A 26191-nucleotide genomic window follows, 5' to 3' on the forward strand; every position below is an offset into this window, starting at 1 on the left:
TCAGTAGGCCCTGATCACCGTCTGCTGGACCGTGTTGCCGGCCGAGTCGGTGGCGGTGACCCGCAGCGACGGGTGCGGGCGCAGCACGATCGCGTCGTAGCGGCCGCCGCCGAGCGGGATCACCGGTTGCCGCCGCCACGTCGCGCCGTCGTCGTAGGACAGCTCCAGCTTCAGGTCCTTCGCGCGCGCCCCGGTCACGCCCTCCTGATGCCGTACGGCGAAGCCCACCAGACCGGGGCGCTCCGGGCGCACGTCATAGTCGACCTGCAGCAGCGGCAGCACCCGGTCGCCCGGCTTGGAGCGGAACGTCCAGGCCGTCTCGGTGGCGGTGGCCGTGGTCCACTCCTCCGAGGTGCGCCTGGTGGACAGCTCCAGCCGGTAGGCGGCCTCCTGCGGCGCCGCGGGGAACGCGCCCCAGGCGGCGTCGCGCTCGGCCACCAGCGTGCCGTCGCGGAAGAACCGGGCCGAGGCGGTGTCGTTGTCGACGCCCGCGCGGGAGACGTGCCCGGAGGAGTCCACGAACTCGGGGACGCGGATCTCCATCGTGTCGCCCTCCCGGGTGGACGGCTTCAGCCAGCCGGGGATCGCCGGGCGGACCACCGGGGCGTGCCAGCTCTCGCTGATCCGCGCGCCGGGCTGGTAGGTGCGCGGCTGCTCGGTCATGCCGTCGAGCAGCCGGCCCATCTCGTCCCAGACGTACTGGTGGTTGACGAGGTGCTGCCAGTAGGAGCCGTCGGCGCTGACGTACTCGGTGCGGCGCAGCGGCGTCCTGACGATCCGCTGGGTCTCCATCTGCTGGCCCAGCGCGTACGACTGCCAGGGACGCCAGCCGAAGCGCTGCTCCTTGGCCCAGCCGAAGCCGCCGTTGTCGGCATAGGTCGTGGTGACCCGGGCGGTGTTGCCGTCGTTCACCTCATGCACGATCTTGTCCGGCACCCGGCCGTCGGAGACCTGCATGACGTCGTAGAGGTAGGGCGAGTCCATCTGCCCCGTGACCTCCAGCTTGGCGTTGCCCTTCTTCATCCGCTCCAGCATCCGCTGCCCGTCGTCGCTGGCGACCACCAGCGCCGGGATCGGCAGGTCGGCGCCGACCGGCTTCCAGCCGTGGCCGAACGCGTCGTCGGGGGAGAGCACCAGGATCACGGCGACCGCGCCCGCCTTGACCGCGGCCCCGGACGGGTCGGACCAGTCGATGTCGTCGCTGCGGATGACCGCGGCCTTGCCCTTGGACCCGGCGGCCCCGTCGGCGAGCCGCCACATGTGCCGCCCGTCCACGCCCGGCGACCGGCCCAGGAAGCCCATCGGGTACGGCTCGCCCGAGCCGGGCACGCGGGCGGTGAGCTTCGGCGCGACGAGCTGCCAGCGCGAGGCGAACTCGAACGAGCCGTCCCGCACGGGCTGGGTCGGCGAGACGTTGAGCCCCTCGATGACGTCGAAGTTCATGACGCCCTGGGAGATCTTGCGCGAGCCGAACGCGCGATAGGTGAAGTAGGTGTAGATGCCCACCTGTTCGGCGGGTTCCTTGGTCCTGATGGTCACCGGGGTGGTCTTGCGGAAGTCGAGCACCACGTCCAGGTCGCGGTCGACCTTGAGCTCGGGGATGACGACCATGCCGTCCCGCGGGTGGGTGCGGCCCCAGCCGCCGCCCAGGTTGAGCGACTGCGTCATGTAGGTGCCCTCGGACACCTCCACGGTCAGCCCTTCCTCGGGCAGCCAGGTGAACAGGTCGTCCTGCTGCGAGGCGCCGAACATCGACAGCGTGTCGGCGCCGGTCGGCCTGCCCGCGGCGTCGACGGCGGTGAAGCGGACCTTGTGCTGCGGTCCCTTCCAGGTCAGCGCCAGCGTGGTGTGCACCTGCTCCGTGCCCGCCGTGGCGGTGACCAGCCCGCCGTACCGGCCGAAGGAGAGCTCGGCCAGGTCCACCGTGACCTTGACGTCGGCGGTGCCGCCCGCCGGGACCGTCACGGACGCGGCGCTGAGCTCGGCCTTGTCCAGGGTGGCGGCCAGTTGCAGCGTGACCGGGGCGGCCGTGCCGTTGGCGTAGGTGATGGTGCCCTCGGCCGTGGCCGGGCCCTGGTCCTGCTGGTGCTTGCCGAGGTCGACCACGCCGGTCGCGGTCACGCCCTGGCGCACCGCGCGGGCCACGTCCAGGCGGCCGGCGCCGGCGTCGTCGATCTGCTGGCCGGGAATGGGCTTGGCCGAGCCGATCAGCGCGTCCTTGATCTGCCTGGCCGTCCAGGCGGGGTGGCGCTGCTTGACGATCGCGGCGGCCCCGGCCACGTGCGGCGTGGCCATCGAGGTGCCGGAGGCGGCCGTGTAACGCTCGTCCACCGGCTCGCCCATGCTGGTGCCCGCCGCGCGGGCCGCGACGATGGCCACGCCGGGCGCGGTCAGGTCGGGCTTGGGCGCGTCGTCCAGGCGCGGGCCGCGGCTGGAGAACTCCGCGAGCGCGTCCTTGCCGTCGACCGCGCCGACGGTCAGCGCCGAGGTCGCCGCGCCGGGCGTGCCGATGGAGTAGGACGCGCCGTCGTTGCCCGCCGCGACCACGAACAGGGCGCCGGTGCGCTCGGTGAGGGTGTTCACGGCCTCGCTGAGCGGGTCGGTGCCGTCGGTCGGGCTGCCGCCGAGGCTCATGCTGATCACCGACGCGCCTTCGGCGGCGGCCCACTCCATGCCCTCGATGACGCCGGACAGGGTGCCCGAGCCGTCGTCGCCGAGCACCTTGCCGACCAGCAGCTCGGCGCCGGGGGCGACGCCCTTCCTGCCGTCGCCGCCGGCGATGGTGGCGGCGACGTGGGTGCCGTGCCCGTTGCCGTCCTGGACGCTCGGCTCGCCGGTGAACACCTTGCTCTGCTTGACGCGTCCGGCCAGGTCGGGGTGGGTGGCGTCGACGCCGGTGTCCAGCACGGCGACCTTGACGCCCTTGCCGTCGAACCCGGCCTGCCACGCCTCCGGCGCGCCCACCTGCGGGACGCTGTGGTCGAGGGTGGCCTTGACCTTGGCGTCCAGCCAGATCTTCGACACGCCCTGCGACAGTGTGGCCCGCTGCCCGTCGAGCGACTTCCACAACCCGCCGATCGTGCGTTTGTCGGCGGCGACCACCCGGCCGTTGACGCTCTCCAGCTCGGGCGCGGACGCGCTCTTCGGCGCGGCGCCGTCGTAGAGGAACAGCAGCGGCAGCTTGTCCGACCTGGCGTCGTCGTACCCCTGGGCGATCAGCCGGGTGACCGAGAACAGGGCCGGGTCCAGCCGCTTGGCCGCCAGGAGGGGGACGACGTCCTTGGGCAGGACGCGCAGCTCGCCGTTCTCCTCGGTGGTGCTGAACGCCATCCGCTCACGGCCCGGCCCCGGCTTCACCTCCACCGCCTGCCTGCCCGGCTCGGCCTGCCTGACGGTCACCACGTCCCCGGTGATCAGCGTGACGCGGTGGACGCTCCCGCCGGCGGGCTCGGCCGCGGCCGAGGCCGCCGATAACGGGGAGCTCAACAGGGCGGCGGTGGTGACTCCTGCCACCGTCACATGGGCGGACCAGTGCATGGGGGTGAAACCTCTCGTAGCAACAATCAGTGCACACGAGAGTGGGTGATCGGACGCGCGGCGCGCCAGGTGTCACCCGTGCCGTTTGTCTGCCATGTCGTGATTACGACACGGCGCCGACGGTGCGGTTAGCATGGAACGGGATCGGGGATCGTGGCGACACTCGGCGACGAAGCGAGATCTGTGCATGCCTACGCCCCCGCGCAAGCTCCGCGACACCCTGAGCTGGTACGCCTTCGGCCTCTCCTGCGCGGTGACGCTGCTCGCCGCGGTCCTCATGCTGTTCTTCGACCCGCACCTCACCAGGGCGGCGGTGCTCTCCTCGATCGGCCTCAACCTGATCGCGTCCGTGGCCTTCGCCGTCGTGTTCTCCGTCCTGAGCTCCCAGGTGCAGCAGCGCAGCATGGAGGAGAACATCGCCCAGCACCTGGACGACCTGGCCACGGGACTGCGCGCCGAGGTGGCCTCGATGCACAAGGGCTTCATGCCGACGGCCGTCTACCCGTCCTTCGACCCGGTGGACGGCACGTACGGGGACGCCTTCAACAAGGACGTGACCGCGAGCCTGGAGGCCACCGGGTTCTACGCCTTCTGCGGCCCGAGCGCCCGCTACGTGTCGGCCCGGCTGACCAGGTCCCGCCACTTCCCCCACCAGGTCCGGGTCGCGATGCTCAACCCCGGCGACAAGCTGGCCATCTCGCGCCGCGCCATCGACCGCACCAGCTGGGCCAGGCTGGCGGGCAAGGACAACTCCACCCTGTCGGAGGAGCTGCGCGAGGAGCTCGTCATGAGCACGGTCGCGCTGTTCGACTACCGGCACATCTGCCCGGTGGACCTGGCCTACATCGAGGACACCGCGACCTACCGGTTCGAGATCTTCGACGACGCCATCTACCTGTCCTGGTACCACGGCCCGCAGTCGATCTCCAAGGAGATGCCGGAGTCCCTCAGGTTCGCCGCCGAGTCCTTCCTCTACCAGTTGCTCCGCCTCGACCTCATGCGCAGGTTCGAGATCGTCGAGAGCCGGGTGCGGTTCGAGGCGGGTCAGGACGACACCTTCCTCATCGCCCACCTGACGGCGGTGCTCGGCTCCTCGGTGTCGGCCGCCGACCTGGAGCGCTGGCGGAGACGGTACCGGGAGTACACCGCGGACTTCACCGGCTACCTCGACACCGTCTACGCCGAGCTCAAGATCTGACAGGGCTCACAGGGCTCACAGGGCTCCGGCGCGGGCCGCGGCCAGCGCCGCCGCGGCGGCCCGGTCGGCGGCGGCCTCGTCGAGGGCCTGCCCGGTGTTGAGCAGCGCGTAGTACAGGGGCGCGGACACGGCGGCGATCACCCGGCGCGGGTCGGTGCCGGGCGGCAGCTCGCCGCGCCCGATCGCGTCGGTGACGCAGCCCGCCCACTCCTCGATGCGGACGGCGTAGAAACGGTGCAGCGCCCGCGCGGCCTCCCCGTCGCAGAGCGAGGCGGCGATCAGCGCCTTGAACAGGCGTCCCTGGCGGGGGTCGGTGAGGGTCTTCACCACCAGGCGGGCGTTGTCGCGCAGGTCGGCCCGCACGTCGCCGTTGCGGGCGCGGGGCAGCGAGGTCTCCGCCATGTCCTTGAGGAGGTCGGCGGCGAGCGCGCCGGGCGTGCCCCAGCGGCGGTAGACGGTGGTCTTGCCGACCTCCGCGAGGCGGGCGATGTCGGCGAGGTCGAGCCCGGCGAAGCCCTTCTCGACCAGGGTGTCGCCGGCGGCCCGCAGAACGGCCTCGCGGACGCGGGCGGTACGCCCACCAGGACGGACGGCACCCGGCGGTGGCACGGCGGCCATACGGACTCCCCTCGTTCGAACCCTTATCGGAACCACAGTTCCCTTAACACCGATTCCAGTGCTACTGTTCTCGCATCTTAACGGAACCAAAGAACCGTTTGCGTCGGCATGCCGACCGGCACGCCCGAGAGAAGGCCCTGCCATGACCACCACCACACCCCTGCCCGCGTCCGCCGCCCAGGCTCCGCCACGGCGCCTGACCGGCCGCCTGCGCCTCGTCCTCGCGGTGCTCCTGGTCGCCCAGTTCATGCTGGCCGTCGACTTCTCGATCCTCAACGTGGCCCTGCCCGCCATCGGCGACGACCTCGGCTTCTCCCTGTCCGGCCTCCAGTGGATCGCCACCGCCTTCGCCCTGTGCGCGGCCGGCTTCACCCTCTTCTTCGGCCGCATCGGCGACCTGGTCGGCCGCAAGCGCATCTTCCTCGGCAGCCTGGCGCTGCTCGGCGCCGCCTCGCTCGCCGGCGGGCTCGCCCCCACCCCCGACGTCCTCATCGTGGCCCGCATCGCCCAGGGCCTCGCGACGGCCGCCGCCACCCCGGCCGGGCTCGCCCTGCTCACCACGTCCTTCCCCGAAGGGCCGCTGCGGCAGAAGGCGCTCGGCCTCAACGGAGCCCTGATGTCGGCCGGGTTCACCGCGGGGGCCGTGCTCGGCGGCGTCCTGACCGACCTGCTCTCCTGGCGCTGGGCGTTCTTCGTCAACGTGCCCGTCGCCCTCGCCGTGCTCATCGTCGCGCCCGCCGTCATCGCCGAGTCCCGGCCCGCCGACCGTCCCCGGCTCGACCTGCCCGGCGCGCTCAGCGTGACCCTCGGGCTGCTCGGCGTCGTCTACGGCCTGACGCAGGCCGGCGAGCACGGCTGGACCCACCCCCTCGCCCTGGCCGGGCTGCTGGGCGGAGCCGTCCTGCTCGGCCTGTTCCACCTGGTCGAGCGGCGCGCCGCCGCGCCGCTCGTGCCGCTGCACGTCCTGCGCAAGCCGACCGTGGCCTGGGGCAACCTGCTCGGCCTGCTGGCCTTCGTCACCGAGACGTCCCTGGTGTACCTGCTCACCCTCTACCTGCAGAAGACCCTCGGCTTCACCGCCCTGGCCGCCGGCCTGTCGTTCGGCGTGCTCGGTCTCGGCACCGTGGCCGGCGGCCTGCTCGCCCCGAAGGCGATCGCCCGCACCTCCACCGTGACCGTGCTGGTCGGCGGCGGGCTGCTGCAGGCGGTCAGCACCGGCGCGCTGCTGCTCCTCGGCGGCACCTCGGGCTCGATGGCGTTGCTGCTGCCCGCCACCTTCCTGGGCGGCGTGGGGAACATGCTGGTCATCGTCGGCTTCATGGTCACCGCCACCACCGGCCTGCCCGACCGCGAGCAGGGCCTGGCCACCGGTCTGGCCTCGATGTCCCAGCAGATCGGCATCACCATGGGCACGCCGATCATGTCCGCGATCGTCACCGCCGCGACGGCCGGGGCCGTGACCGGCGCGGCCGTCCTGCACGGCGTCACCGTCGCGATCGCGGTCAACGCCGCGCTCGTGCTGCTCGGCGTCCTGGTCGCGGCGATCTTCCTGCGCGGCCGGCGCGACCGCGCGCACGCCTGACCCGCCATCCCTCTCTCGTCGCGGAGCACCTCATGGATCCTCAGCCCAGTGGCGCGGTGATCGCCGTGACCGGCGGACGCCGGGAGCCGCCGTGGTCACGTCTCGTCCTTCCCGGCTCGCCTCCCGTGCCGGTCCGCATCCATCGGCCGCAGGGCCCGCCGCCCGCCGGGCTGCTGGTCTGGGCGCACGGCGGCAGCTGGCAGCGCGGCTCGGCCGCCGGCTGGCACGACGCCACCGCGGCGCTGGCCGCCTGGTCCGGCTGGGCGGTGATCAGCGTCGACTACCGGCTCGCGCCGCGCCATCGCCATCCCGGCGCCGTGCAGGACGTCCTCGCCGCCCTCGCCTGGGCCCACGGCCAGGCGGCCGGGATGCCGCTCGCGGTGGGCGGCGACAGCGCGGGCGGCACGCTCGCCGCCGTCGCCGCCCTGGCCGCCCGCGACCGCGGGCTGCCGCTGGCCGCGCAGGTGCTGGCCTACCCGCCGTTCGACCCGGCCTGCGCCGGCGCCTCCTACCACCGCTCGCCGCCGGCGTTCCCGCAGGCGGAGCCGCTGCGCCGGGCCTGGCGCGCCTGGCGCGGCGACCGGCCGGCCGCCGTCCGCGACGCCGACGGCACCCGCCTGTACACCACGCACTGGGAGGCGCCCACCCTGGCCGGGGTGGCCCCCGCCGTGCTCGCCGTCGGCCGCGACGACCCCGTGCACGACGACGTCGAGTCCTACGCGCGGCGGCTGCGCGCCGACGGCGTCCCGGCGCGGCTGCTCCGCCCGCCGGGCGCCGTCCACGGCGACGTGCTGCGCCCCGGCCGTCCCCTTCTCCGGCTGCTCGCGCGGGCTCTGCGCGGGCCGGACCCCTCCGACCATCGAGAGGACCACCGATGAACGTTCCCCCCTCCCCCCTTGAGGCGCTCGTCCGCCACTTCGCCGACCTGCGGGACGGCACCCACGCCGGGCACGTCACCCGCCGGGGCAAGCAGGACGCCTTCCGGCGGGCCGTCGCGCTCCTCGACGCGCCCGCACGGCAGGTGCTGGCCGAGTTCGACCGGCACCTCCTGCTGGGCGCCGGCGCCGTCGAGGCCACCGGCACGCGGGCCGACGCCGCGGGCGGCAGCTTCGCCGTCTGGACGCTGTCGTGGCCGGCGCAGCGGGCGGCGGGCCTCGCGCCGATCACCCTGACCGCCCACTACGGCGCCGGATTCCACCATCCGCACCTGCGGGGCGCCACCGTGGGGGAGTGGCCGCTCAACGTCGCGGACGCGGAGCAGGCGGCGGAGCTGGTCCCCGTCCTGAGGGCCATCGCCGCCGCCGACCTGCACAACCTCGTCTTCCAGCGCGACTGGCGCATCGTGCCCGCCCTCCGCCCCTGACGGAACTACCCGCCCACCGGCCCGCCGGCCTCCCGCACGGCGCCCATGAAGGCGTCGTACGGCAGGCCGCCCGCGCCGCTCCACATCTTCTGGGCCAGCACGGCGAAGGTGGGCTCGACCAGGTCGCGCACGTCGTCCTCGGTGTAGGGCGCCGCGGTGATGTCGTTCCACACCGCCGACATGGCGCCCAGCAGCCGCGGATCGCCGGGGGCCACGCTCTGGCCGTCGGGGAAGACGTGCGGCGCCCAGTGGTCGTACAGGTACTCGCCGTCCAGGCCGTCGGGGTGGTAGTAGGTGGCGGCCGGGACGATGTAGAGCAGGGAGTCGCTGGTGTTGACGAAGGAGTAGCCGTCCCGCCCGGCCTCGTGCGGGCCGTACCAGACGGTGGCCCAGCAGTTGATCACCACGTCCCGGTCGTAGCCCTCGGGGACGCCGCCCGCCATCCTGGTCAGGCTGCCCCACGCGCGCGGACGTTTGCCCAGCGCCCGCAGGTGGGCCGCCATCGCGTTGAAGAACTCCCGGTAACGCGGCTCGTCGGCCAGGTACTCGTCGGCGCCGAAGTGCGCGTGCGGGCCGCGGAACCAGGGGACGAACTCGGTGAACACGTCCTTGACGAACTGCGTGGCCTCCGGCTTCGACAGGTCCAGGTGGTCGTCCCCCAGCCCGAGCGAGGGACGGAACCGGACGAACGCCAGAGAGTGGGCGGGCGCGTCGATCTCGGGGACGAGGGTGACGCCTTCGGCCGCCGCCGCCTCCTCGAAGGAGTCCCAGTCCGCCCGGTCGTAGGCGCCGTCGGCCGAGGCCAGCCCGGCCAGCGCGGGATCTTCCGGCACCAGGCGGAAGCCCGCCTGCACCTCCGCCCAGGTTCCGTCCGGGGCCAGGAAGCCGTTGTCGTTGAGGTGGAGCTGCAGCTCGTTGAGCTTGAACCAGCCCATGACGGCCAGCTGCTCGCGGATGAAGCCCGGCGTGAAGAAGCGGCGGCCCACGTCCAGCATGAAGCCGCGCACCGGGTAGTCGGGCCAGTCGGCGGCGGCGCCCACCGGCAGCTCGGCGGTGGTGCGCAGGATCTGCAGCAGGCTGCGCGTGCCGTAGAACAGGCCGGTGGGCGTGGGCGCGGAGATCCGGACCTGCTCGCCGGTGACGGCGAGCAGGTAGCCCTCCTCGGCGAAGCGGGCGCCGCCCGCCTCGCACGTCAGCGCCGGGTCGAGGGTCAGGACGACGTCACCGGCGCCCGCCGGCCCACCGGCCGCGGCCAGGGTCAGGCCGGTGACCTGCCCGATCTCCCGGACGAGCCGGTCACGCAGGGCGTTCTCGTCGCTCACGACCCTGGCCAGCGCGGCCCGGGGGAGCACGCCGGCGCCGCCGTCCCACTGCTGCAGGCGGGGCACGACGACCGGGCACGGGTTAGCCAAGGCCGGCCTCCTCGCGGATCTCCACGACCGGCTCCCGGCAGCCGTCCAGTTCGAGGACGACCAGCTCGTTGCCGCCCGCCCGCAGCACCGGCCACGGCAGGTAGAGGGTGCGCTGGGGGCCCCGGTCCCAGTAGCGGCCCAGGCAGAACCCGTTGACCCAGACGTACCCCTTGGTCCAGCCGGGCAGGGCGAGGTAGGCGTCGCGCGGCTCGGCCACGGTGAGCGTGCCGCGGTGGAAGACCGGCCCGGTCGTCGCGCCGGTACGGCCCCACGGCAGCCCGGACACGTCGTCCAGCGGGATGGGCACGGCCTCCCAGTCGTGCACGTACTGCCGTTCGTGCCGCACGCCGCCGACGATGCCCTTGCGGTCGCCCAGCCGGGGGCCGTAGTTGACCCGGCCCATCGACTCGACCAGCAGCTCCACCACCGCCGACGGGCCGGGCACCGCGACGGGCACGCCGGTCAGCCGGTCCCGTTCGAGCACCGCAACCGGCTCGCCGTCCACGAACAGGTGGGCCCGGTCGGCCAGGCCGTCGACGTGCAGCTCGTACGGACCCCGCGGCCCGTGCACGGTGGCCCGGTACAGCACCAGGCCGTGGGCCAGCCCGAGCTCCTCGAACGTCGGCGGGCGCGCCGAGCGGGCCGCGACCGGCGGGAGCGCGTCGAACAGCCGCAACGACTGCGTCAGCTCGACGGCGCCGGGCGGCAGCGTCGGCGGCAGCGGCTCCGGCTCGGGCACCTGGCCCTCCCGGTGGGCGGCCAGCACCTTCCTGAAGGCCCAGAACTTCTCGGTCGGCGCGCCCCGCTCGTCGATCGGGGCGTCGTAGTCGTAGGAGGTGACGGTCGGCTGGTACACGCCGTCCTGCAGGTCGCCGCCCAGGTTGGCGCCGGCCCAGGTGCCGAAGTTGGTGCCGCCGTGGGCCATGTAGAGGTTGACCGACGCGCCCGCGGCGAGCATGCGCTCCAGGATGCCGGCCACCTCGGCGGCGTCCCGGGTGGTGTGGGTGTCGCCCCAGTGGTCGAACCAGCCGTTCCAGAACTCCATGCACGCCGGCGGGTCCTCGGGCCGGAAGCGGGCCAGCTCGGCGAAGGAGCCTTCGGGGTCGGAGCCGAAGTTCACCGTCGCCCGCACGCCCGGCAGGGTTCCGCCGGACAGCATGTGGTCGATCGCGCCGTCTGAGGTGAACAGCGGGACGTCCAGGCCGCGCTCCCGCAGCCCGTCGGCCAGCCAGGCCAGGTAGCGCCGGTCGGAGCCGTAGGAGCCGTACTCGTTCTCGACCTGGACCATGATCACGTTGCCGCCGCGGGTGACCTGCCGGGCGGCGACGATCGGGATCACCTCGTCGAAGAAGCGCCCGACGTGGCCGAGGAAGGTCTCGTCGTGGCAGCGCAGCGGGGCGTCCCGGTCGGTGAGCAGCCACCAGGGCAGGCCGCCGTTGTCCCATTCCGCGCAGATGTAGGGCCCCGGCCGCACGATCGCCCGCAGCCCCTCCTCGGCCGCCAGGTCCAGGAAGCGGCCCAGGTCGGCCCGGCCGGTGAAGTCGAAGTGGCCGGGCCGCGGCTCGTGCAGGTTCCAGGCCACGTACGTCTCGACGGTGTCCAGGCCCATGGCCCGCAGCATGGCCAGGCGCTGCCGCCACTGCTCCGGAAGGACCCGGAAGTAATGCGTCGCTCCCGACAGCACCTGAGTCATGCCTTCATTCTCCTGATCTGGTCAGCGGGTGACGATCTCGTAGAGGGCGAGGTTGCCCCATTCGAGGTTCGCCTTGTGGACGATCAGCCGGATCTTCTGCGTGGACACCGGCGCGGGCAGCCGCATCGTGCTGGTCTCGACGGTGGCGCTGCTGGACGGCCAGTCGATGAGATGGTGGTCGACCCGGGTGACCCAGGAGTCGCCGTCCCAGGTCTGGAGCGAGACGTCCGTGATGCCCTGGCCCTTGGCCCAGGCGGTGTGCAGGGTGACCTCGGAGACGGTCCGCGGCGTGCGGTAGTCGACGGTGATGTCGCCGGGGAAGGTCACCCCGGTCGAGGCCGAGGCCCACGGCGTGCCGGGGTCGCCGTCGATCAGGTTCTCCAGCGCGGACGCCGACACGAACGACGAGGTGGCCACCGGCACGCCGCCGGGCGGCAGGTACGGCTCGGCGGCGGCGGGCACGCTCAGCCGCACCTCGCCGATCCGGAAGCGGCCCTCGCCGGTGACGACCAGCCGCACCCGGCGCGTGGTGACCTGCTCGGGCAGCGTCACCGCCTGCTTGGCGCCGCTCGCCCTGGTCTGCCAGGTACGGCCGTCCGCGGAGGTCTGGACGTCGAACACGATGTCCGGCGAGCCGCTCACCTCGACGCGGCCGAAGGTGCGCGGCACGGCGTAGGTCAGGTCGACGGTGCCGGGGAACCGCGGCTTGGGCACGCTCTGCCAGAAGGTGTCCGGGTCACGGTCGGCCAGCCGCTCCAGATGGCCCTTGGGCGTGAACGTGCTGCTCACCTCGGGGAGCGGGACGGCCCGCTGGTAGGCCCCGAGGTCGGGCGCCGCGTCCGGGACGGGCGTGCCGGCCAGGTCGGAGACGGCGGGCACGCTCACGCCCGCGTCGAACACCGGCGAGCCGTCGAGCGGGCGGTAACCGGCCAGGCCGCCGGAGCCGGGCGAGGCCAGCCGGGGGTCGGCCACGATCGCCTTGTGGTCGGGCCCCGTCGGCGGCTGCGGCGTGCCCCAGTACAGGTTGTGGTCGTAGATCGCGCCGTTCTTGCCGTCGAACCCGGCGCCGGCCGCGTTGAGGAACACGTTGTCGCGCACCGTGACGCCCGCGGCGTCGTTGTAGATCCGCACGACCTTGCCCAGGGGATACTTGCCGGCCCCGGCCAGCGGCGGCTTCACCTCGACCACCCGGCCGTCGGCGTAGACGGTGTTGTGGTGGATGTCGGTGCCGTGGGTGGCCGTGGACAGCCCGAACACCTCGTAGCCGTCGCTCTCGCTGACGTTGTAGCGGACCACGGTGTCGCGGGTGGGCGCGCCGGCGAAGGACACCGCGATGAAGAAGCCGCCGTCGTTGTGGTGGCTGTAGTTGTACTGCACGATGCTGCGGTTGTTGTCGGCGTCGGAGTCGAAGCCGTGCCCGTCGGAGCCCGGCCCGTTGAACCCGGTGCCGCTGACCTCGTTGCGCTGGACGACGAGGTCGTCGTTGCCCTGCCACCAGATGCCGACGTTGCCGCCGGTCGGCTTGGTGCGGCCGGTCACCGCCCGCTCGACCTTGTTGCCCTCGACCAGCGCGCCCTTGGTGTGCATCGGGGTGATGCCGCCGCCGGTCACGTCGTGGACGTGGTTGCCGCGGATGGCGACGCCCGTGCTCGGCGTCCAGGCGACCACCTCGCTGTCGGGGATGCCGGTCTCGACCGGGTAGAGGCTGGTCATGCCGTTGCGGCGGGACCAGGTGGACCACATGATGATCCCGTAGGAGCCGATCTTGGAGATCTCGTTGTCCTCGATGACCAGCCGGTCGAACCAGGTCGGCGTCCGGTTGCCCCTGATCGAGATCAGCAGCCCGGCGGTGGCGACGCTGTGGCCGCCGGCGCCGTCCACGTCGTGGATGTCGAGGTTGCGCAGGGTGACGTTGGCCAGCTTGCCGGAGTCCTTGGCGTACAGGTTGACGCCGGTGCGGTAGACGGCCCGGCCGTCGCTGTTGGTCACCTGGAGGCCGTCCACGACGAAGTCGTGCACGTCGGCGATCGTGACGGCGGCGCCGTCGAGCCCGCCGCCCGCGATCAGCGGCTTGGCGCCCTGGCCGTAGGAGCCGACCGTCGCCGGGTCGCCGGGCGCGCCGGCGCCCTTCAGGGTGAGCCGGCCGGTCCAGCGCTGCCCGGCCCGGAACAGCAGCCGGTCGCCGGGGCCGAGCCGCAGCTCGCTCGCCTTGTCCAGGCTCCGCCAGGCGGTGGCCGGGCTCGACCCGTCGGCGGCGTCATTGCCGGCCGAGGCGTCGACGTAGTAGGTGGTGCCGGTCGCGGCCTGCGCGGGGGTGGCGGCCAGGAGTCCGGCGAACAACGTTAAAGCGGTGACGATGACGCGCAAGAGCGGGCGTCCTTTCCAGGTCATTTGCCGATACCGGCCGTCATGCCTTCGACGACCCGCCGGCCGAGCCAGATGTAGAGGATGACCATCGGATAGATGAGGATCACGATCCCGGCGAACAGGCCGCCCCAGTCGGAGCTGTACTGCATGGTCGAGTACAGGTTGAGCAGGGCCGCCGGGAGCGTGCGCTCCTCGGGCAACGGGGTGATGAGCAGGACCAGCAGGGTGGAGTTCCACAGGCCGATCACGTTGAGCACGAGCACGGTGGTCAGGCCCGGCCGGGCCAGCGGCGCGATCACGCGGACGAACGCCGTCAGCGGCCCGGCGCCGTCGAGCTCGGCGGCCTCCTCGACCTCCCTGGGCAGCGACCGGAAGTAGCCGGTCAGGACGAACACCGCGAACGGCAGCGACAGGACGACCTCGAACACCAGCAGCGTGATGCGGTTGTCCCACCAGCCGGTGACCCAGTCCTCCATGAACGTGTAGACCGACAGCTTGGCCACCACGATCGGGATCGCCATGGTCTGCAGCGGGATGCTCAGCCCGACGGCGAAGAACCCGGTGATCGGCCCGGCGATCCGCCGCGACGACCGCGACAGCGCGTAGGCGGCGGGCGCCGCGATCGCGACGATGAGGAACGCGCCGAGCGCGGTCAGCACGACGCTGTTGAGCGCGGCGATCGAGAACTGGCCGGCCTGCCAGGCCGAGTCGTAGTTCTCCCAGGCGGGGGAGTCGGGCAGCGCGAACGGGTGCAGCCACACCTCGCCGGAGGACTTCAGCGACTGCAGGCCGACCCAGGCGACCAGGGCCAGGTTGAAGACCACCCACGCCCACAGGGCCACGGCGGTCAGCCGGGGCAGCAGCAGGTCGCCCAGCAGCCGGGCCAGCGGACGCCTCACCGGGACGGTCGTCATGACAGCTCCACGCTCTCTCGGCGGGTGATGCGGCGCACCAGGACGATCAGCACGATGGTGATCAGGGTCACCACCACCCCCATCGCGGCGCCGGACCCCAGATCGGGCACGCCGCCCCCGGTGATCACCGTGTACTGCTGCACGGCCACGGTCCTGGCCTGCAGCGGCGGGGCGCCGGGCGTGCCGCCGGTGGTGAAGGCGATCACGATCTCGAACACCTTGAGGCTGTTGACCACCCACAACACGGCGGCGACCGCGAACACGTCCCAGGTGAGCGGCAGCGTGATGTGGCGGAACTGCTCCCACTTGGTCGCGCCGCCGAGCACCGCGTCCTCGTACAGGTGGGGCGGGATGCCGTCCACGGCCGACATCATCAGCGCGATGTAGAAGCCGGTGGAGGACCAGACCAGCCCGCCGATGACGCACCGGAAGACCAGGTCGGGGCCGAGCCAGGGCAGCCCGTCGATGCCCGCCCAGCCCAGCACCTGGTTGACGACGCCGCCGGGGTTGAGCAGGAACCCGACCGCGGCGCCGACCGCGATCGCCGAGATGATCATCGGCAGGAAGACGACGGACCGGATGAAGGCCCGTCCCTTCAGGTGGCGCAGCGCCATCATCGACAGGAACGTGATCCCGAAGACCAGCGCGCCGCCCGCGACCGCCAGGAGGAAGGTGTTGGCGAACGACTGCAGGAACGCGTCGTTGCGCAGCAGCGCCTGGTAGTTGCGCAGGCCGCGCCACTCCATCTCGGCGCCAGGACCGGCCCAGCGGTACAGGCTGACCCACACGCCGTAGAAGGAGGGCAGCACGAACAGCAGCGTGTAGAGCGCGAGCGCGGGCAGCAGGAAGGGCCAGAAGGCCCGTTCCCGCGCCGGCCGCAGAATCTTGCCGCGGTACGGATCCCGCGACGGGAGCGCCGTCTCCGCAACGAGGGAGCCGTATGCCATGTCAGCCCTTGTTCGCGAGGTAGTCGGCGGTCTTCTTCTTGCCCTGCGCGACGAACTCGGCGGCGTCGATCTTGCCGGCCAGGAGCTGGTCGTCCAGGGGCAGCAGGAGGTCCACCCAGTACGCCTTGTCGGCGGCCAGGGTGTCGTAGGTCTTGTGCACGGCGGGCGCCTCGGCGATCGCCTTCTGCACGTCGGCGAGGAAGTCGGGGGCGGGGATGTCGGGGCGCGAGGGGATGTTGAGCGCCTCGGTGGAGACACGGCTCAGGTACTTGCTCTGCAGCGCGAAGGCCAGGAACTCCTTGGCCGTCTCGACGTTCTTGCCCTTGACGTTGACGCCCCAGCCGAGCGCGCCGACCTCGACGGAGTCCTTGCCGCCGACGGGGAGCTGGAAGGAGCGGATCTTGGCGCCGGGCGGGGTCTTCGCCTTGACCTCGCTGGCCAGCCAGGTGCCGTTGATGTTCAGGGCGGAGTTGCCCTGCGCCCAGTCGTCCTGCGCGGCCGGGTACTTCGTGGCCATGTGGTCCTTCTGGAAGTAGCCGCCCTTGGTGAGCTGCTCGACCTGCTTGGCGGCGGCCAGCACCTCGGGCTTGTCCCAGGCGGCGGCGTCCTTCGACAGCGCCAGCAGGCTGCCGGCGCCGTTGGCGCGGACCAGGGCCGAGTAGAACCAGTAGACGTTGTAGAAGGGGATGGTGCCGTCCTGGCCGATGCCGGTCCGGCCGGCGGCCTTCTCCTTGTCGAGGAAGGCGATCAGGTCCGCCCAGCTGCGCGGCGGGTTGTCGGCCAGCTCGGGGCGCTTGGCGGCGTCGTACCAGACGGCGGTGGAGATCACGGTGTGCGGGAGGAAGCCCAGCCCCTTGTCGTCGGAGGCGGCCTGCCGGACCGAGTCGGGCAGCACGTCGCCGACGGTCTTGCCCTCGCCGGGCACCTGCTTGGTGAGCAGGTCGTCCAGCGGGGCGTTCAGGTTCTGGGCCCGCCAGCCGGGCAGGTTGTCGGTCGCGACGTCGAACAGGTCGGGGCCCTGGCCGGCGGCCATCTCGGTGGGCAGGTTCTCGGTGCCCTTGCGGCCGACGAACTTCGCGTCCACCTTGACGTTGTTCTGCTTGGCGAAGTCGTCCAGAATCGCCTTGAAGATCTTGGCCTGCGGCTCCTGCTCGCCCCAGGAGGAGCGGTAGACGAGGGACTTCTGCTCGGCCTGCCCGGCCGGGCCGCCGCTGTTCTTGTTGCCGCACGCGGTCACACCGAACGCGAGCGCGCCGACCGCCACCAGCGCGGCCGTCCGGGAGAGGACGTTGGTCATGGTTGTCACCTTTCAAGGGGGGAGGGCTCGGCGAGAGTGATCACCGTGCCGGACAGGCGGGCGCGCTCGGCCGCCCAGACCACGCGGTGCGTGGCCAAACTCTCGTGGCCGCTGGACCGGATCATCGCCGGGTCGCCGCAGGCCACGGCGTCGAGGAAGGCGTCCATCAGGCCGTCGTCGCCGCCTCCGTGGCCGCCGGCCATCGAGGCCCCGGCGCCGGTCCGGGTGTCGATCTCGGTGATCCGGTCGGTGAGGAAGTCGTGCAGGCGCAGTCGCACGCCGTCGCCCTCGATGGAGCCGTGCGTGCCGAAGATCCGGGTCTTGCGGTGCTCCAGGGCGGCGAAGGCGGTGACGGTGAGCGAGGCGGTGGCGCCGTCGGCGAACTCCAGGTTCACCACCTGGCTGTCGACCACGTCGTTGTCGCAGGCGAACACGCACCGGCCGTACGGGCCCTCGCGCAGCGCGGTCAGCACGCCCGCTTCCGTGTGGTCGGCGGTGACCGCCGACAGCGGCCACCACTCCTTGTCCGGGTCGCCGAGGCAGCCCAGGTAGAGCCGCTTGGCCGAGTACGGGCAGGTGGCCTCCACCGGGCAGTCGAGGCAGTTGGCCGTGGCGCCGGCCGGGGCCTGCTCCTCGCGGAAATAGACGAGATCGCCGAAGGAGGACACCCGGTGCGGCAGACTGCCCTTGACGTAGGCCATCCAGTCGAGGTCGTGGCAGGCCTTGGCCAGCAGCAGCGGAGCCGACTCCGCCTCGTTGCGCCAGTTCCCGCGGACGAAGGAGTGCGCCTGGTGCCACCAGCCGACCTGCTCCAGGTGCTGGATGTTCATGATCTGGCCGACGGCGCCCCGGTCGAGGAGCGACTTGAGCGCCCGCGTGTAGTCGGTGTAGCGCATGACGTGGCAGACGGCCAGGATGACCCCGTTGCGCTCGGCGGCCTCGGCGATGCGCGCGGCCTCCTCCTCGGTCGGGGCCATCGGCTTCTCCAGCAGGATGTGGTAGCCGAGGTCGGCCGCGGCGACCGCGGGCTCGGCGTGCATCCGGTCCTGGGTGCCGATGATCACGGCGTCGGCCAGCCTGCCGGCCGCGACGAGGTCGGCCCAGTCGGCGAAGACGTTGCCGGGCGCGATGCCGTGCTCGGCGGCGAAGGCGGCGCGGCGTCGCGGATCAGGCTCGGCGACCGCCACGATCCTCGCGCGGCCGGTCGTCAGGGCCCGGCGGGCGTACAGCGTGCTCCGCAGCCCCGCGCCCGCGACGGCGAGCGTGACGACGGGTTCCGACATCGATGTCCTTCCGGTTTGCCACTTAGTAATTAAAGCTGTTTTTATTAGTCCCTGTTTGTATTGGTCGCCAGGCAGCACTGTCAAGGGGGGTCCATGCGGAAGGTCGCGCTCCAAGGAAGCGACGCACATCGCTTGCGGCGGATCAACATGATCGCGACGCTGCGGGCGATCCGCGCGGCGGGCGTCGTCCCGCTCACCGACCTGGCCCGCCGCGCCGGGCTGTCCAGGCCGACCGTGGAGGGCCTGGTCGAGGAGCTGCACGGACACGGATGGCTGGAGGAGGTCGCCCCCGAGGCCGGCCAGATGGGCCGCCCGGCCCGCCTCTACCGGTTCCGGGCCACGACCGGTTACGTCGTCGGCGTCGACATCGGCTCCTCCAGCGTCCGCGCCCAGGTGACCGACCTGGAGGGCGAGCCCGTCGGCCTCGGCTTCACCCGCGTGCAGGCCGACTACGGCAGGGCCGAGCGGCTGGCGGCCGTCCGCGCGACGATGGCGGCCGCGCTGCGGGAGGCCGGCGTCACCGCCGACCAGGTGTTGTCGGTGGCCGTGGGCACCACCGGCGTGGTGAGCCCGTCCGGGACGGTCCGCCTGTGCGTGGGGCTGCCCGAGTGGACGGGCCTGGACCTGGCGGCGGAGGTGGGCCGCGACTACCCCTGCCGGGTCCTGGTGGAGAACGACTGCAACCTGGCCGCCCTGGCCGAACGGTGGGCCGGGGTGGCCCGCGAGGTGGACGACGTGGTGTTCGTGCTGTCGGGCGTGCGCACCGGCGCCGGCATCCTGGTGCGCGGCGAGCTGCACCGCGGCGGGCGCGGCATGGCGGGCGAGATCGGCGCGCTGCACCTGGTCGGCTGGCACCGCGCCCCCGACCACCTGGCCCGCTTCGCCCCCGGCGCCGCGCCGGAGGAGGTGGCCGGGCTGGTCTTCGCCGCGGCCAGGGACGGCGACCCCGCCGCCCGGTGGGCGGTCGAGCAGTATGCGCACGACCTGGCCGAGGGCATCGCCGCCATCGTGCTGACCGTGGACCCCGACCTGGTGGTGGTGGGCGGCGGCGTCTCGCGCTCGGGCGACGTGCTCATGGAGCCGCTGCGCCGGCACCTGGACCCGCTCTGCCTCGAACCGCCCGCCCTGGAGATCTCCACCCTCGCCGACCAGGCCGTCGTGCTCGGCGCCGTACGGCACGCGCTCAACCACGTGGACGAGCTTCTCTACGACGTGGATCTCCCTCTTGACCTGACCCTCTTCAGGCAAGATATTAAACCTTGATTAATTAGTAACTCGGGCGCCCGACCGTCACCTCTCCCCAGGAGTTGCCGTGTTCCGAGTTCTCTTACCGTGCGCCGCGCTGGTCCTGACCTTCGTGGCCGCGCCCGCCCCGGCCTACGCCGCCACCTCCTACTACGTCGACCCCGCAGGGAACGACGCGGCCGACGGGCACTCCCCGTCCACCGCGTGGCGGACCCTCGACAAGGTCAACGCCCAGACCTTCCAGCCCGGCGACACCGTCCGCTTCAAGGCGGGCGGGCAGTGGACCGGACGGCTCGCGCCGCGCGGCTCGGGCTCGGCCGGCAGCCCGGTCACCTTCACCTCCTACGGCGCCGGCGCCCGGCCGTCCATCGCCGGCGGCGGCGTCGTGGACGCGGCCGTCAAGCTCGCCGACCTGCACGACGTCGTCCTGGACGGCTTCGAGGTGACCAACACCGGGTCGGGGAGCACGCCGCGCATCGGCATCGCGGTCACCGCGACCGACCTCGGCGCCGTCCCCCGGATCACCGTGCGCGGCAACCACGTGCACGCCATCCAGGGCGCCGCCTCCGGCTCGCAGTCCTCCAACCCGTCGGCGGGCGGGATCATCGTGAGCGCGCTGGGCAAGAACACCGCCACCTACTACCAGGACCTGCTCATCGAGGGCAACGAGGTCGCCGACTCCCGCTCGTACGGGATCGTCACCTGGTCGCAGTGGATGCAGCGCGAAGGCTGGACGTCCCTGTGGAGCGACCTCATGGGCATCCCCGCCGCCGACTACCGGCCCTGGACGCCGAGCACGGGCGTCGTCGTCCGCGGCAACGACGTGCACGACATCTCGGCGGGCGGCATCACCGTCATGCAGGCCCAGGGCGCGCTCATCGAACGCAACCGGGTCGCCAGAACCGCCCAGAACCACGGCAACGTCGGCATCTGGTGGGCCGGGGCCGACGACACCGTGGTCCAGTTCAACGAGGTGTCCGGGACGAAGTACTGGGGCCTGGCCAGCGACGGCAACGCCTTCGACGCCGACGCCTCCGTCCACCGCAGCCTGGTCCAGTACAACTTCAGCCACGACAACGAGGGCGGCTTCTTCATCGCCGTCTCGGCCGGCACCGGACCGGCCGAGGCGACCATCCGCTACAACGTCAGCCAGAACGACGCCAACCAGGTCTTCGCCTTCTCCACCAACACCAGGAACATCGACGCCTACAACAACACCATCTGGGTCCCGCTGACGCCGTTCATCCAGAACCATCCGGACCGGGCCTCGTTCAGCCTGGTGAAGGTGTGGAGCAGCTCGGTGAGCAACGTCCGGCTGCGCAACAACGTCATCCACAACGGCGCCAACCTGCCCTACAACGACGGCGGCGCCGTGCAGTACGACCGCAACCTCTACTACTCCGGGCCGGTCCCCGGCGGCGACCGGGCGGCCCTGTCCGGCAACCCGCTGCTGACCGCGCCCGGCGCCGCCACCACGCTCGCCGACCTGTCCGGCTACCTCCCGACGGCGTCGTCCCCGGTCCTGCGGCAGGGCCTGGAGATCGCCTCCGACGGCGGCCGCGACGTCTCCGGCACGGCCCTGCCCTCGGGCATGCCCGACCTCGGCGCCGTCCAGCGGACGGCGGGCGCGGGCCTGTCCGAGCCGGCCGCGACCGTGACCACCTCCTTCGGCAACGGCCAGAGCACCACCCCCGCCGCCCTCACCGACGGCTGGGACTACACGACCTGGGCCAGCCCGTCCTCCGGCGTCACCTATCCGGGCACCGTCACGCTCACCTTCCCCAGCCCCAGGACGGTCGGCGAGGTCGTGCTGGCCACCCACTTCGGCCAGGGCCAGGGCATCACCTCCCTCGACGTCCAGACCTGGGACGGCTCGGCCTGGGTGACCCGGACGGCCGGCGCGGCGATCAGCTGGGCGAGCAACACCGCCACGGTCGAGCGGCGGCCGGTGCCGCTGCCCGCGCCGGTCACCACCACCCAGGTGCGCCTGGTCGTCAAGGCCGCCAACCACACCTGGGGCAACCTGTCCGTCAGCGAGATCACGACCCGCTGAACCCGTCCCTCGTCGACGGCCGCGCCGGGACTCCCGGCGCGGCCTTCCACCGCCGGGTTGACCTCAAGCGCGGTTGAGATTGCACGATGTCCTGGCCCCCCGACCGCTTCTCCCGATCAGGACAGGACGTTCATGAAGCTTGAGATCTACGCCGACGTGCTGTGCCCCTGGTGCTACATCGGCAAGCGACGCCTGTCCCGCGCGCTGGCCGGGCACCCCGCCCGCGACGGCGTCGAGATCGTCTGGCGCAGCCACGAACTCGCGCCCGACGAGGGCCGCACCCCCGGCCCGACCGCCGCCGAGGCCATGGCGGGCTGGTGGGGGGAGCGGGCTCCCGCCCGCGTCGCCCACATCCGGGAGGTGGGGGCGGCCGAGGGCCTGGAGCTGAACCTGCACCTGGCCCGGCCGGTGAACACCTTCGACGCCCACCGGCTGGTCAAGCTGGCCGCCGCCCGCGGCCGGGCCGAGGAGATGCTGGAGGCGCTGCTGCACGCGTACCACACCGAAGGGCTCAACGTGGCCGACGCGGAGGTCCTGCGGCGGCTGGCCGGTCAGGCCGGGCTGGACGGCGCGGAGGCGCGCGCCGTCCTGGCCGGCGACGAGTACGCCGAGCAGGTGCGCGCCGACCGGCGCCGCGCGGCCGAGCACGGCGTCACCGGCGTGCCCAGCCTGGTGATCGACGGCCGTCCGCCGGTCTCCGGGGTCCAGCCGGTCGCCGACCTGCGACGGCTGCTCGGCGACCCGGCCGGCTGACGCCGTCCTGGCCGTCAGGCGCTGTGCTCCAGGGCCGGTTCGTCCTCCTTGCGGCGAGTCGCCCAGAGGAAGATCAGCGCGCCGGCGAACAGCGCGATCGAGGTCCACTGGTTGATCCGCAGGCCCAGCAGCGTCACGGCGTGGTCCACGCCGCCGACCGGGTCGATGCGCAGCCCCTCGATCCAGAACCGTCCGGCGGTGTAACCGGCGACGTAGAGGGCGAACAGCCGGCCGCGGTCCGGCCGCAGCCGCCGGCCGGCCAGGATCAGCGCGAAGCCGAGGGCCACGTCCCACAGGGACTCGTACAGGAACGTCGGGTGGTAGAGCGTGCCCGGCAGGCCGCCGTGCGCCTGGTCGATCTCCAGGCCCCACGGCAGGGTGGTCGGGCTGCCGTACAGCTCCTGGTTGAACCAGTTGCCCCACCGGGCGATGGCCTGCCCGAACGCGATGCCGGGCGCGATCGTGTCGGCCACCGGCCCGAGCGGCACCCCCCGGCGGCGGCAGGCCAGCCACACGCCCCCGCCGCCCAGGGCGACCGCGCCCCAGATGCCGAGCCCGCCCTCCCAGACGAACAGCGCCTGGTACGGCTCCTTGATCGCGCGCGGGCCGAAATAGGTCTGCCAGTCGACGAGGACGTGGTACAGACGCCCGCCGACCAGCCCGAAGATCACCGCCGGCATCGCGATGTCGCCGATCGTGCCCCGCTCGCCGCCGCGGGCGCGCCAGCGGCGCTCGCTCAGCCAGATGCCGAACCCGATGGCGACGATGAAGCACAACGCATAGGCCCGGATCGGCACGAATCCGAGATACCAGACCCCCTGGGAAGGGCTGGGAATCGAGGCGAGGGGCATGCCGGTGACGCTAGCCAGCAAACGGCCCCGAGGCCGTTCCCGTGACCTGATCGCGAGCCATCCGCGACCACCCCGCGAGCAACCCCGACGGCCTGCTCTCTATCCGGACGTAAGGAATCTACGTTGTAAAGGAGTCGGACCGTATCAGCCCTCAGACCAACCACCAGATCCTGCCCCTCACGGACACCACCGTCGGCCAGGTGATCCTCGCCTACGGCCAGGGCCGCCACGCGACCGCGACCCTGGTCGGGCGCGGCCTGCCGGCCGGCGCCGAGCCGCCGAGCCGCGACCTGAACCAGCTGACGCAGTCACTCACGAACACCTACGAACTCGCGGCGATCACCGGCCCCTGGACCGTCGAGCACCTGGTCAAGCTGAACGAAGCCCTGCGGCTCGTCCCCGCCCCCGACCTTCTACGGCGGCGCCTCCACGCGCGCCTGCCCGCCGAGCGTGCGTGACATCCTGCACGAGGTCGGCCATGTCGTGGAGAGCGCCGCGTGCCGGACCGAGTCCCGGAACAACGCGGCCTGGGCCGTCCAGAGCGTCGGCGGGCAGCGGTACCGCCCGGCCGAGCGCGTCCCGCAGGACGCGGTGACCGAGGCCCTCCAGCTCAGAACCGACAACACCGCGCTGAACGAGCTCGGCCCCACGCTCACGGGCGCCGGCGCCAAGGCCGAGTACAACGCCCTGCTCGACGCGATCGTGAAGGTCCAGGGGTGGATCGAGGCGGGCGAGAAGGGCCTCTACCAGCAGGAGAGCGCCTTCGAGCAGCTCAAGCTCGACGTGACGGCCAAGGTCACCCAGACGACCTGGCAGACCTACCGGGACGAGGTCGTCCGGTGGTGCGACGCGCAGATCCTGGAGGCCCGCTGGCGGGCGAAGTACAAGACGCCGCAGGGGAACGACATCACCCCGTGCCTGCGCAACTTCGTGGTGTTCGTGAAGAAGGAGAACGTGCGGCAGGACCTCACCCCGTACGCGCAGACCTCGGCGGGCGAGCTGTTCGCGGAGGCGTACGCGTTCTGGATCGTCGATCCGGGGGCCGTGGAGAGGCACGACAAGCGGCTGCGCGACTACTTCGACGACTTCCAGTACCGGCGCGCGGACTGACCCCGCCCCCGCGTCCGGCCACGGCGGGCGGCGGCACGGGCTCGGTCACGCACGGCTGCCGCCTCTGCTGCGAGGACCCATGACCTGCCGGCTGAAGGCGGCCAGGGCGGCGTCGATCGGATGAGGCCGGGGCCTGCCCGACGCGTCCGGCCTGTTCCATCTCGCCAGGTTCGTCGTGATGGACATCTGCCGCCTGCCGTCGTCGCGGGTCAGCGACATCGTCGTGGCCCCCCAGACCGTGCCGCCGTGGCCCCAGCAGGTGCCGCCTCCCGGGATCTCGACCCTCTGCAGGCCGAGGCCGTAGTCGATGATCTCCCCGGTGTGGGCGCGGACCGGGACCGTGCGGTGCATCTCCGCCAGCATGGACAGGCCGACGATCTCGCCGCAGAGCAGCAGGCCGTAGAAGGTGTTGAGGTCCTCCATGGTGGACACCAGGGACGCCGCCGTCCGCACCCAGGACATGTCGTACACGCTGTAGTCGCGGGGCGGGTCGATCATGCCGAAGAACGACTCGTAGATCCGCGGGTGCGGTTGCTCGATCCTCGGTCCGCCGGGGAAGGCGGTGTTGCGCAGCCCGGCGCGTTCGATGACGTGCCGGGTGACGTACCCCTCGGCCGTGGCGCCGGTCACGTGCTCCAGAAGCCGGCCGAGGATCATGTAGTTGGTGTTGGAGTAGACGCCGGGAGAGCCGCCGGGCTCGCCGGTCGGAGGCGCCGCGAGCCCCATCCTGATCAGCTCGGCCGGCGGGAAGTAGGTGAACCGGTTGCCGTCCAGGCTGTCCGGCGAGACGTCCGGCAGGGACGGGAATCCGCCCAGTGACGGGAACGCGGCGGGAAGGTACTCGGCGATGCCGCTGGTGTGGTTGAGCAGCATCCGGACGGTGATCCGCTGCCCGCGCCCGCCCGGCACCAGCCGGGGCAGGTAGCGGCCGATCGGCGCGTCGAGCTGGAGGTCGCCCCGCTCGGCCCGCTGCAGGACGGCGGCCGCGACGAAGGTCTTGGTGATGCTGCCGACCCGTTGCGCCATCCCGGGCTCGACCGGACGGCCGGTCTCCAGGTCGGCGACCCCGGCGGCGCCCCGCCACACCCGGCCGGCGTCGCGCACCTCGGCGTACACGCCCGGCACGCCCGCGCGGCGCACGCCGTCCAGCGCGGAACCCAGGACCTCCGACCTCTCCCGGTCATTCACTGCTGATCTCATGCCCGCCATGATGGTCGCGCCGCCGCCCGGGGGCGTCCTGCCGGCGGAGTGACCTGCCTCTACCGCCAGGGGACCAGTGCGCGGCCGGCTACGACGCCGGGAGTAGTCCGGGCCGGTCCACGGAGTCCGTCACCAGGTGACGGGCAGCCTCTCCAGGCCCGATCCGCGCGTGGTGGTCAGTTCGCCGGCCGGTGCGGCCAGGGTGAGCGTGGGGATGCGGGTGAACAGGGCGCGGAAGGCCGTCTCCAGCTCGGCGCGGGCCAGGTTCTGCCCGAGGCACTGGTGGGCGCCGTGGCCGAAGGTGAGATGTCGTCCGGCGGGCCGCCGCACGTCCAGCTCCAGGGGGCGGTCGAGCAGCGCCTCGTCGCCGTCCGCGGCGAGGTGCTGGCCGGGTTGCTCGCGGAAACGGCCCGCGACCCGGACGCCGCCGCCGCGGTGCGGTCGTGGATCGCACGCTCCACGACCGGGCATGCGACGGCCGCCATCCTGGCGCGCGCCGCGGAGCGGGGCGAGATCCCCACCGCCGACCTACCTGCCCGGGTGCTCCGGCTGCCCTTCGACCTGGCACGCAACGAGGTGGTCCTGGGCGGCCTGCCGCTCGCCGACGACGTGATCGCCTCCATCGTCGACGACGTCGTCCTCCCGCTCGTCGGCGCGGCCGGGCGGGAGCGGCCGGCGTCCGCGACCGCGAGCGGGTCACCGGATTCCTGATCCGCTGGTTCCGGTGGCCCCGGACGTGGCCCCCTACCCGACCGGTACGAACCTGCC

22 protein-coding genes are annotated in these 26191 nt (G+C 72.5%); 10 read left to right on the forward strand and 12 right to left on the reverse strand.

The window, feature by feature from the left end; translation table 11 throughout:
- The gene (locus tag AB0C33_RS38185) at positions 1-3486 is read right to left on the reverse strand and encodes a S8 family serine peptidase (RefSeq protein ID WP_358296923.1); all 3486 of its coding nucleotides are present in this window, start codon (positions 3484-3486) and stop codon (positions 1-3) included.
- Between the two features lie 238 nt (positions 3487-3724).
- Between AB0C33_RS38185 and AB0C33_RS38190 the strand changes: the two genes are divergently transcribed.
- Positions 3725-4735, forward strand: a complete 1011-nt coding sequence (locus tag AB0C33_RS38190; RefSeq protein ID WP_358296926.1) for a hypothetical protein — start codon at positions 3725-3727, stop codon at positions 4733-4735.
- 15 nt (positions 4736-4750) lie between these two features.
- Here the strand turns inward: AB0C33_RS38190 and AB0C33_RS38195 are convergent, their stop codons facing one another.
- Positions 4751-5353, reverse strand: coding sequence for a TetR/AcrR family transcriptional regulator C-terminal ligand-binding domain-containing protein (locus tag AB0C33_RS38195; RefSeq protein WP_358296929.1), 603 nt, complete (start codon positions 5351-5353; stop codon positions 4751-4753).
- A gap of 142 nt (positions 5354-5495) precedes the next feature.
- Here AB0C33_RS38195 and AB0C33_RS38200 point away from each other — a divergent pair, with 142 nt between their 5' ends.
- From AB0C33_RS38200 to AB0C33_RS38210, 3 genes are read left to right on the forward strand one after another with little or no spacing between them, the layout of a single operon-like run.
- Positions 5496-6935, forward strand: coding sequence for an MFS transporter (locus AB0C33_RS38200; protein ID WP_358296932.1), 1440 nt, complete (start codon positions 5496-5498; stop codon positions 6933-6935).
- 32 nt (positions 6936-6967) lie between these two features.
- The gene (locus tag AB0C33_RS38205; protein ID WP_358296935.1) at positions 6968-7813 is read left to right on the forward strand and encodes an alpha/beta hydrolase; all 846 of its coding nucleotides are present in this window, start codon (positions 6968-6970) and stop codon (positions 7811-7813) included.
- Entirely contained in the window at positions 7810-8298 is a 489-nt protein-coding gene (locus AB0C33_RS38210) for a hypothetical protein (RefSeq protein WP_358296938.1), read from the forward strand. The genes AB0C33_RS38205 and AB0C33_RS38210 overlap by 4 nt, the downstream gene beginning before the upstream one ends.
- Before the next feature lie 5 nt (positions 8299-8303).
- Here AB0C33_RS38210 and AB0C33_RS38215 read toward each other — a convergent pair whose 3' ends face one another.
- The 7 genes from AB0C33_RS38215 to AB0C33_RS38245 are packed head-to-tail and all read right to left on the reverse strand — an operon-like array spanning position 8304 to position 18211.
- Entirely contained in the window at positions 8304-9710 is a 1407-nt protein-coding gene (locus tag AB0C33_RS38215; RefSeq protein ID WP_358296941.1) for a glycoside hydrolase family 20 protein, read from the reverse strand.
- The gene (locus tag AB0C33_RS38220) at positions 9703-11403 is read right to left on the reverse strand and encodes a beta-galactosidase family protein (RefSeq protein WP_358296944.1); all 1701 of its coding nucleotides are present in this window, start codon (positions 11401-11403) and stop codon (positions 9703-9705) included. The genes AB0C33_RS38215 and AB0C33_RS38220 overlap by 8 nt, the downstream gene beginning before the upstream one ends.
- 21 nt (positions 11404-11424) lie before the next feature.
- The gene (locus AB0C33_RS38225) at positions 11425-13743 is read right to left on the reverse strand and encodes a discoidin domain-containing protein (protein ID WP_358296947.1); all 2319 of its coding nucleotides are present in this window, start codon (positions 13741-13743) and stop codon (positions 11425-11427) included.
- A gap of 47 nt (positions 13744-13790) precedes the next feature.
- On the reverse strand, positions 13791-14684 hold the full coding sequence (locus tag AB0C33_RS38230; RefSeq protein ID WP_358296950.1) for a carbohydrate ABC transporter permease: 894 nt from the start codon (positions 14682-14684) through the stop codon (positions 13791-13793).
- Positions 14681-15631, reverse strand: coding sequence for a sugar ABC transporter permease (locus AB0C33_RS38235; protein ID WP_357977939.1), 951 nt, complete (start codon positions 15629-15631; stop codon positions 14681-14683). The genes AB0C33_RS38230 and AB0C33_RS38235 overlap by 4 nt, the downstream gene beginning before the upstream one ends.
- 1 nt (position 15632) lies before the next feature.
- Positions 15633-16928: an extracellular solute-binding protein gene (locus tag AB0C33_RS38240; RefSeq protein ID WP_358296953.1), complete on the reverse strand. Its 1296-nt coding sequence runs from the start codon at positions 16926-16928 to the stop codon at positions 15633-15635.
- 5 nt (positions 16929-16933) lie between these two features.
- On the reverse strand, positions 16934-18211 hold the full coding sequence (locus AB0C33_RS38245) for a Gfo/Idh/MocA family oxidoreductase (protein WP_358296956.1): 1278 nt from the start codon (positions 18209-18211) through the stop codon (positions 16934-16936).
- Between the two features lie 132 nt (positions 18212-18343).
- Here AB0C33_RS38245 and AB0C33_RS38250 point away from each other — a divergent pair, with 132 nt between their 5' ends.
- From AB0C33_RS38250 to AB0C33_RS38260, 3 genes are all read left to right on the forward strand, one after another.
- Positions 18344-19474, forward strand: coding sequence for an ROK family transcriptional regulator (locus AB0C33_RS38250; protein WP_358296959.1), 1131 nt, complete (start codon positions 18344-18346; stop codon positions 19472-19474).
- Between the two features lie 49 nt (positions 19475-19523).
- Positions 19524-21509, forward strand: coding sequence for a right-handed parallel beta-helix repeat-containing protein (locus AB0C33_RS38255; protein WP_358296962.1), 1986 nt, complete (start codon positions 19524-19526; stop codon positions 21507-21509).
- 132 nt (positions 21510-21641) lie between these two features.
- Positions 21642-22262, forward strand: a complete 621-nt coding sequence (locus tag AB0C33_RS38260; protein ID WP_358296965.1) for a DsbA family oxidoreductase — start codon at positions 21642-21644, stop codon at positions 22260-22262.
- A 14-nt stretch (positions 22263-22276) separates the two neighbouring features.
- Here AB0C33_RS38260 and lgt read toward each other — a convergent pair whose 3' ends face one another.
- A complete protein-coding gene (gene lgt, locus AB0C33_RS38265) occupies positions 22277-23113 on the reverse strand; it encodes a prolipoprotein diacylglyceryl transferase (protein ID WP_358296968.1) in 837 nt (278 codons plus the stop codon).
- 200 nt (positions 23114-23313) lie between these two features.
- On the opposite strand from lgt, the gene AB0C33_RS38270 reads away from it, so the two are divergent.
- Positions 23314-23571: a hypothetical protein gene (locus AB0C33_RS38270; RefSeq protein WP_358296970.1), complete on the forward strand. Its 258-nt coding sequence runs from the start codon at positions 23314-23316 to the stop codon at positions 23569-23571.
- Positions 23564-24223, forward strand: coding sequence for a hypothetical protein (locus AB0C33_RS38275; protein ID WP_358296973.1), 660 nt, complete (start codon positions 23564-23566; stop codon positions 24221-24223). Before AB0C33_RS38270 ends, AB0C33_RS38275 begins: the two co-directional genes overlap by 8 nt.
- 45 nt (positions 24224-24268) lie before the next feature.
- Here AB0C33_RS38275 and AB0C33_RS38280 read toward each other — a convergent pair whose 3' ends face one another.
- Complete coding sequence (locus AB0C33_RS38280) at positions 24269-25423, reverse strand: serine hydrolase domain-containing protein (RefSeq protein ID WP_358296976.1); 1155 nt, start codon at positions 25421-25423, stop codon at positions 24269-24271.
- 129 nt (positions 25424-25552) lie between these two features.
- The gene (locus AB0C33_RS38285; protein ID WP_358296979.1) at positions 25553-25753 is read right to left on the reverse strand and encodes a cytochrome P450; all 201 of its coding nucleotides are present in this window, start codon (positions 25751-25753) and stop codon (positions 25553-25555) included.
- Between AB0C33_RS38285 and AB0C33_RS38290 the strand changes: the two genes are divergently transcribed.
- On the forward strand, positions 25730-26134 hold the full coding sequence (locus tag AB0C33_RS38290; RefSeq protein ID WP_358296981.1) for a TetR/AcrR family transcriptional regulator C-terminal ligand-binding domain-containing protein: 405 nt from the start codon (positions 25730-25732) through the stop codon (positions 26132-26134). The two genes, AB0C33_RS38285 and AB0C33_RS38290, sit on opposite strands and share 24 nt — an antisense overlap.
- Positions 26135-26191: the final 57 nt, after the last annotated feature.

Source organism: Nonomuraea sp. NPDC048881, from assembly GCF_040649795.1.
Classification (GTDB): Bacteria; Actinomycetota; Actinomycetes; order Streptosporangiales; family Streptosporangiaceae; genus Nonomuraea.

What these genes read in the sequence shown, in the direction of transcription:
- AB0C33_RS38190 (WP_358296926.1), top strand. Translation starts at nt 3,725, where the DNA reads ATGCCTACGCCCCCGCGCAAGCTCCGCGACACCCTGAGCTGGTACGCC.
- AB0C33_RS38195 (WP_358296929.1), bottom strand. Translation starts at nt 5,353, where the DNA reads ATGGCCGCCGTGCCACCGCCGGGTGCCGTCCGTCCTGGTGGGCGTACC.
- AB0C33_RS38200 (WP_358296932.1), top strand. Translation starts at nt 5,496, where the DNA reads ATGACCACCACCACACCCCTGCCCGCGTCCGCCGCCCAGGCTCCGCCA.
- AB0C33_RS38205 (WP_358296935.1), top strand. Translation starts at nt 6,968, where the DNA reads ATGGATCCTCAGCCCAGTGGCGCGGTGATCGCCGTGACCGGCGGACGC.
- AB0C33_RS38210 (WP_358296938.1), top strand. Translation starts at nt 7,810, where the DNA reads ATGAACGTTCCCCCCTCCCCCCTTGAGGCGCTCGTCCGCCACTTCGCC.
- AB0C33_RS38220 (WP_358296944.1), bottom strand. Translation starts at nt 11,403, where the DNA reads ATGACTCAGGTGCTGTCGGGAGCGACGCATTACTTCCGGGTCCTTCCG.
- AB0C33_RS38230 (WP_358296950.1), bottom strand. Translation starts at nt 14,684, where the DNA reads ATGACGACCGTCCCGGTGAGGCGTCCGCTGGCCCGGCTGCTGGGCGAC.
- AB0C33_RS38235 (WP_357977939.1), bottom strand. Translation starts at nt 15,631, where the DNA reads ATGGCATACGGCTCCCTCGTTGCGGAGACGGCGCTCCCGTCGCGGGAT.
- AB0C33_RS38240 (WP_358296953.1), bottom strand. Translation starts at nt 16,928, where the DNA reads ATGACCAACGTCCTCTCCCGGACGGCCGCGCTGGTGGCGGTCGGCGCG.
- AB0C33_RS38245 (WP_358296956.1), bottom strand. Translation starts at nt 18,211, where the DNA reads ATGTCGGAACCCGTCGTCACGCTCGCCGTCGCGGGCGCGGGGCTGCGG.
- AB0C33_RS38260 (WP_358296965.1), top strand. Translation starts at nt 21,642, where the DNA reads ATGAAGCTTGAGATCTACGCCGACGTGCTGTGCCCCTGGTGCTACATC.
- lgt (WP_358296968.1), bottom strand. Translation starts at nt 23,113, where the DNA reads ATGCCCCTCGCCTCGATTCCCAGCCCTTCCCAGGGGGTCTGGTATCTC.
- AB0C33_RS38280 (WP_358296976.1), bottom strand. Translation starts at nt 25,423, where the DNA reads ATGAGATCAGCAGTGAATGACCGGGAGAGGTCGGAGGTCCTGGGTTCC.
- AB0C33_RS38290 (WP_358296981.1), top strand. Translation starts at nt 25,730, where the DNA reads ATGTCGTCCGGCGGGCCGCCGCACGTCCAGCTCCAGGGGGCGGTCGAG.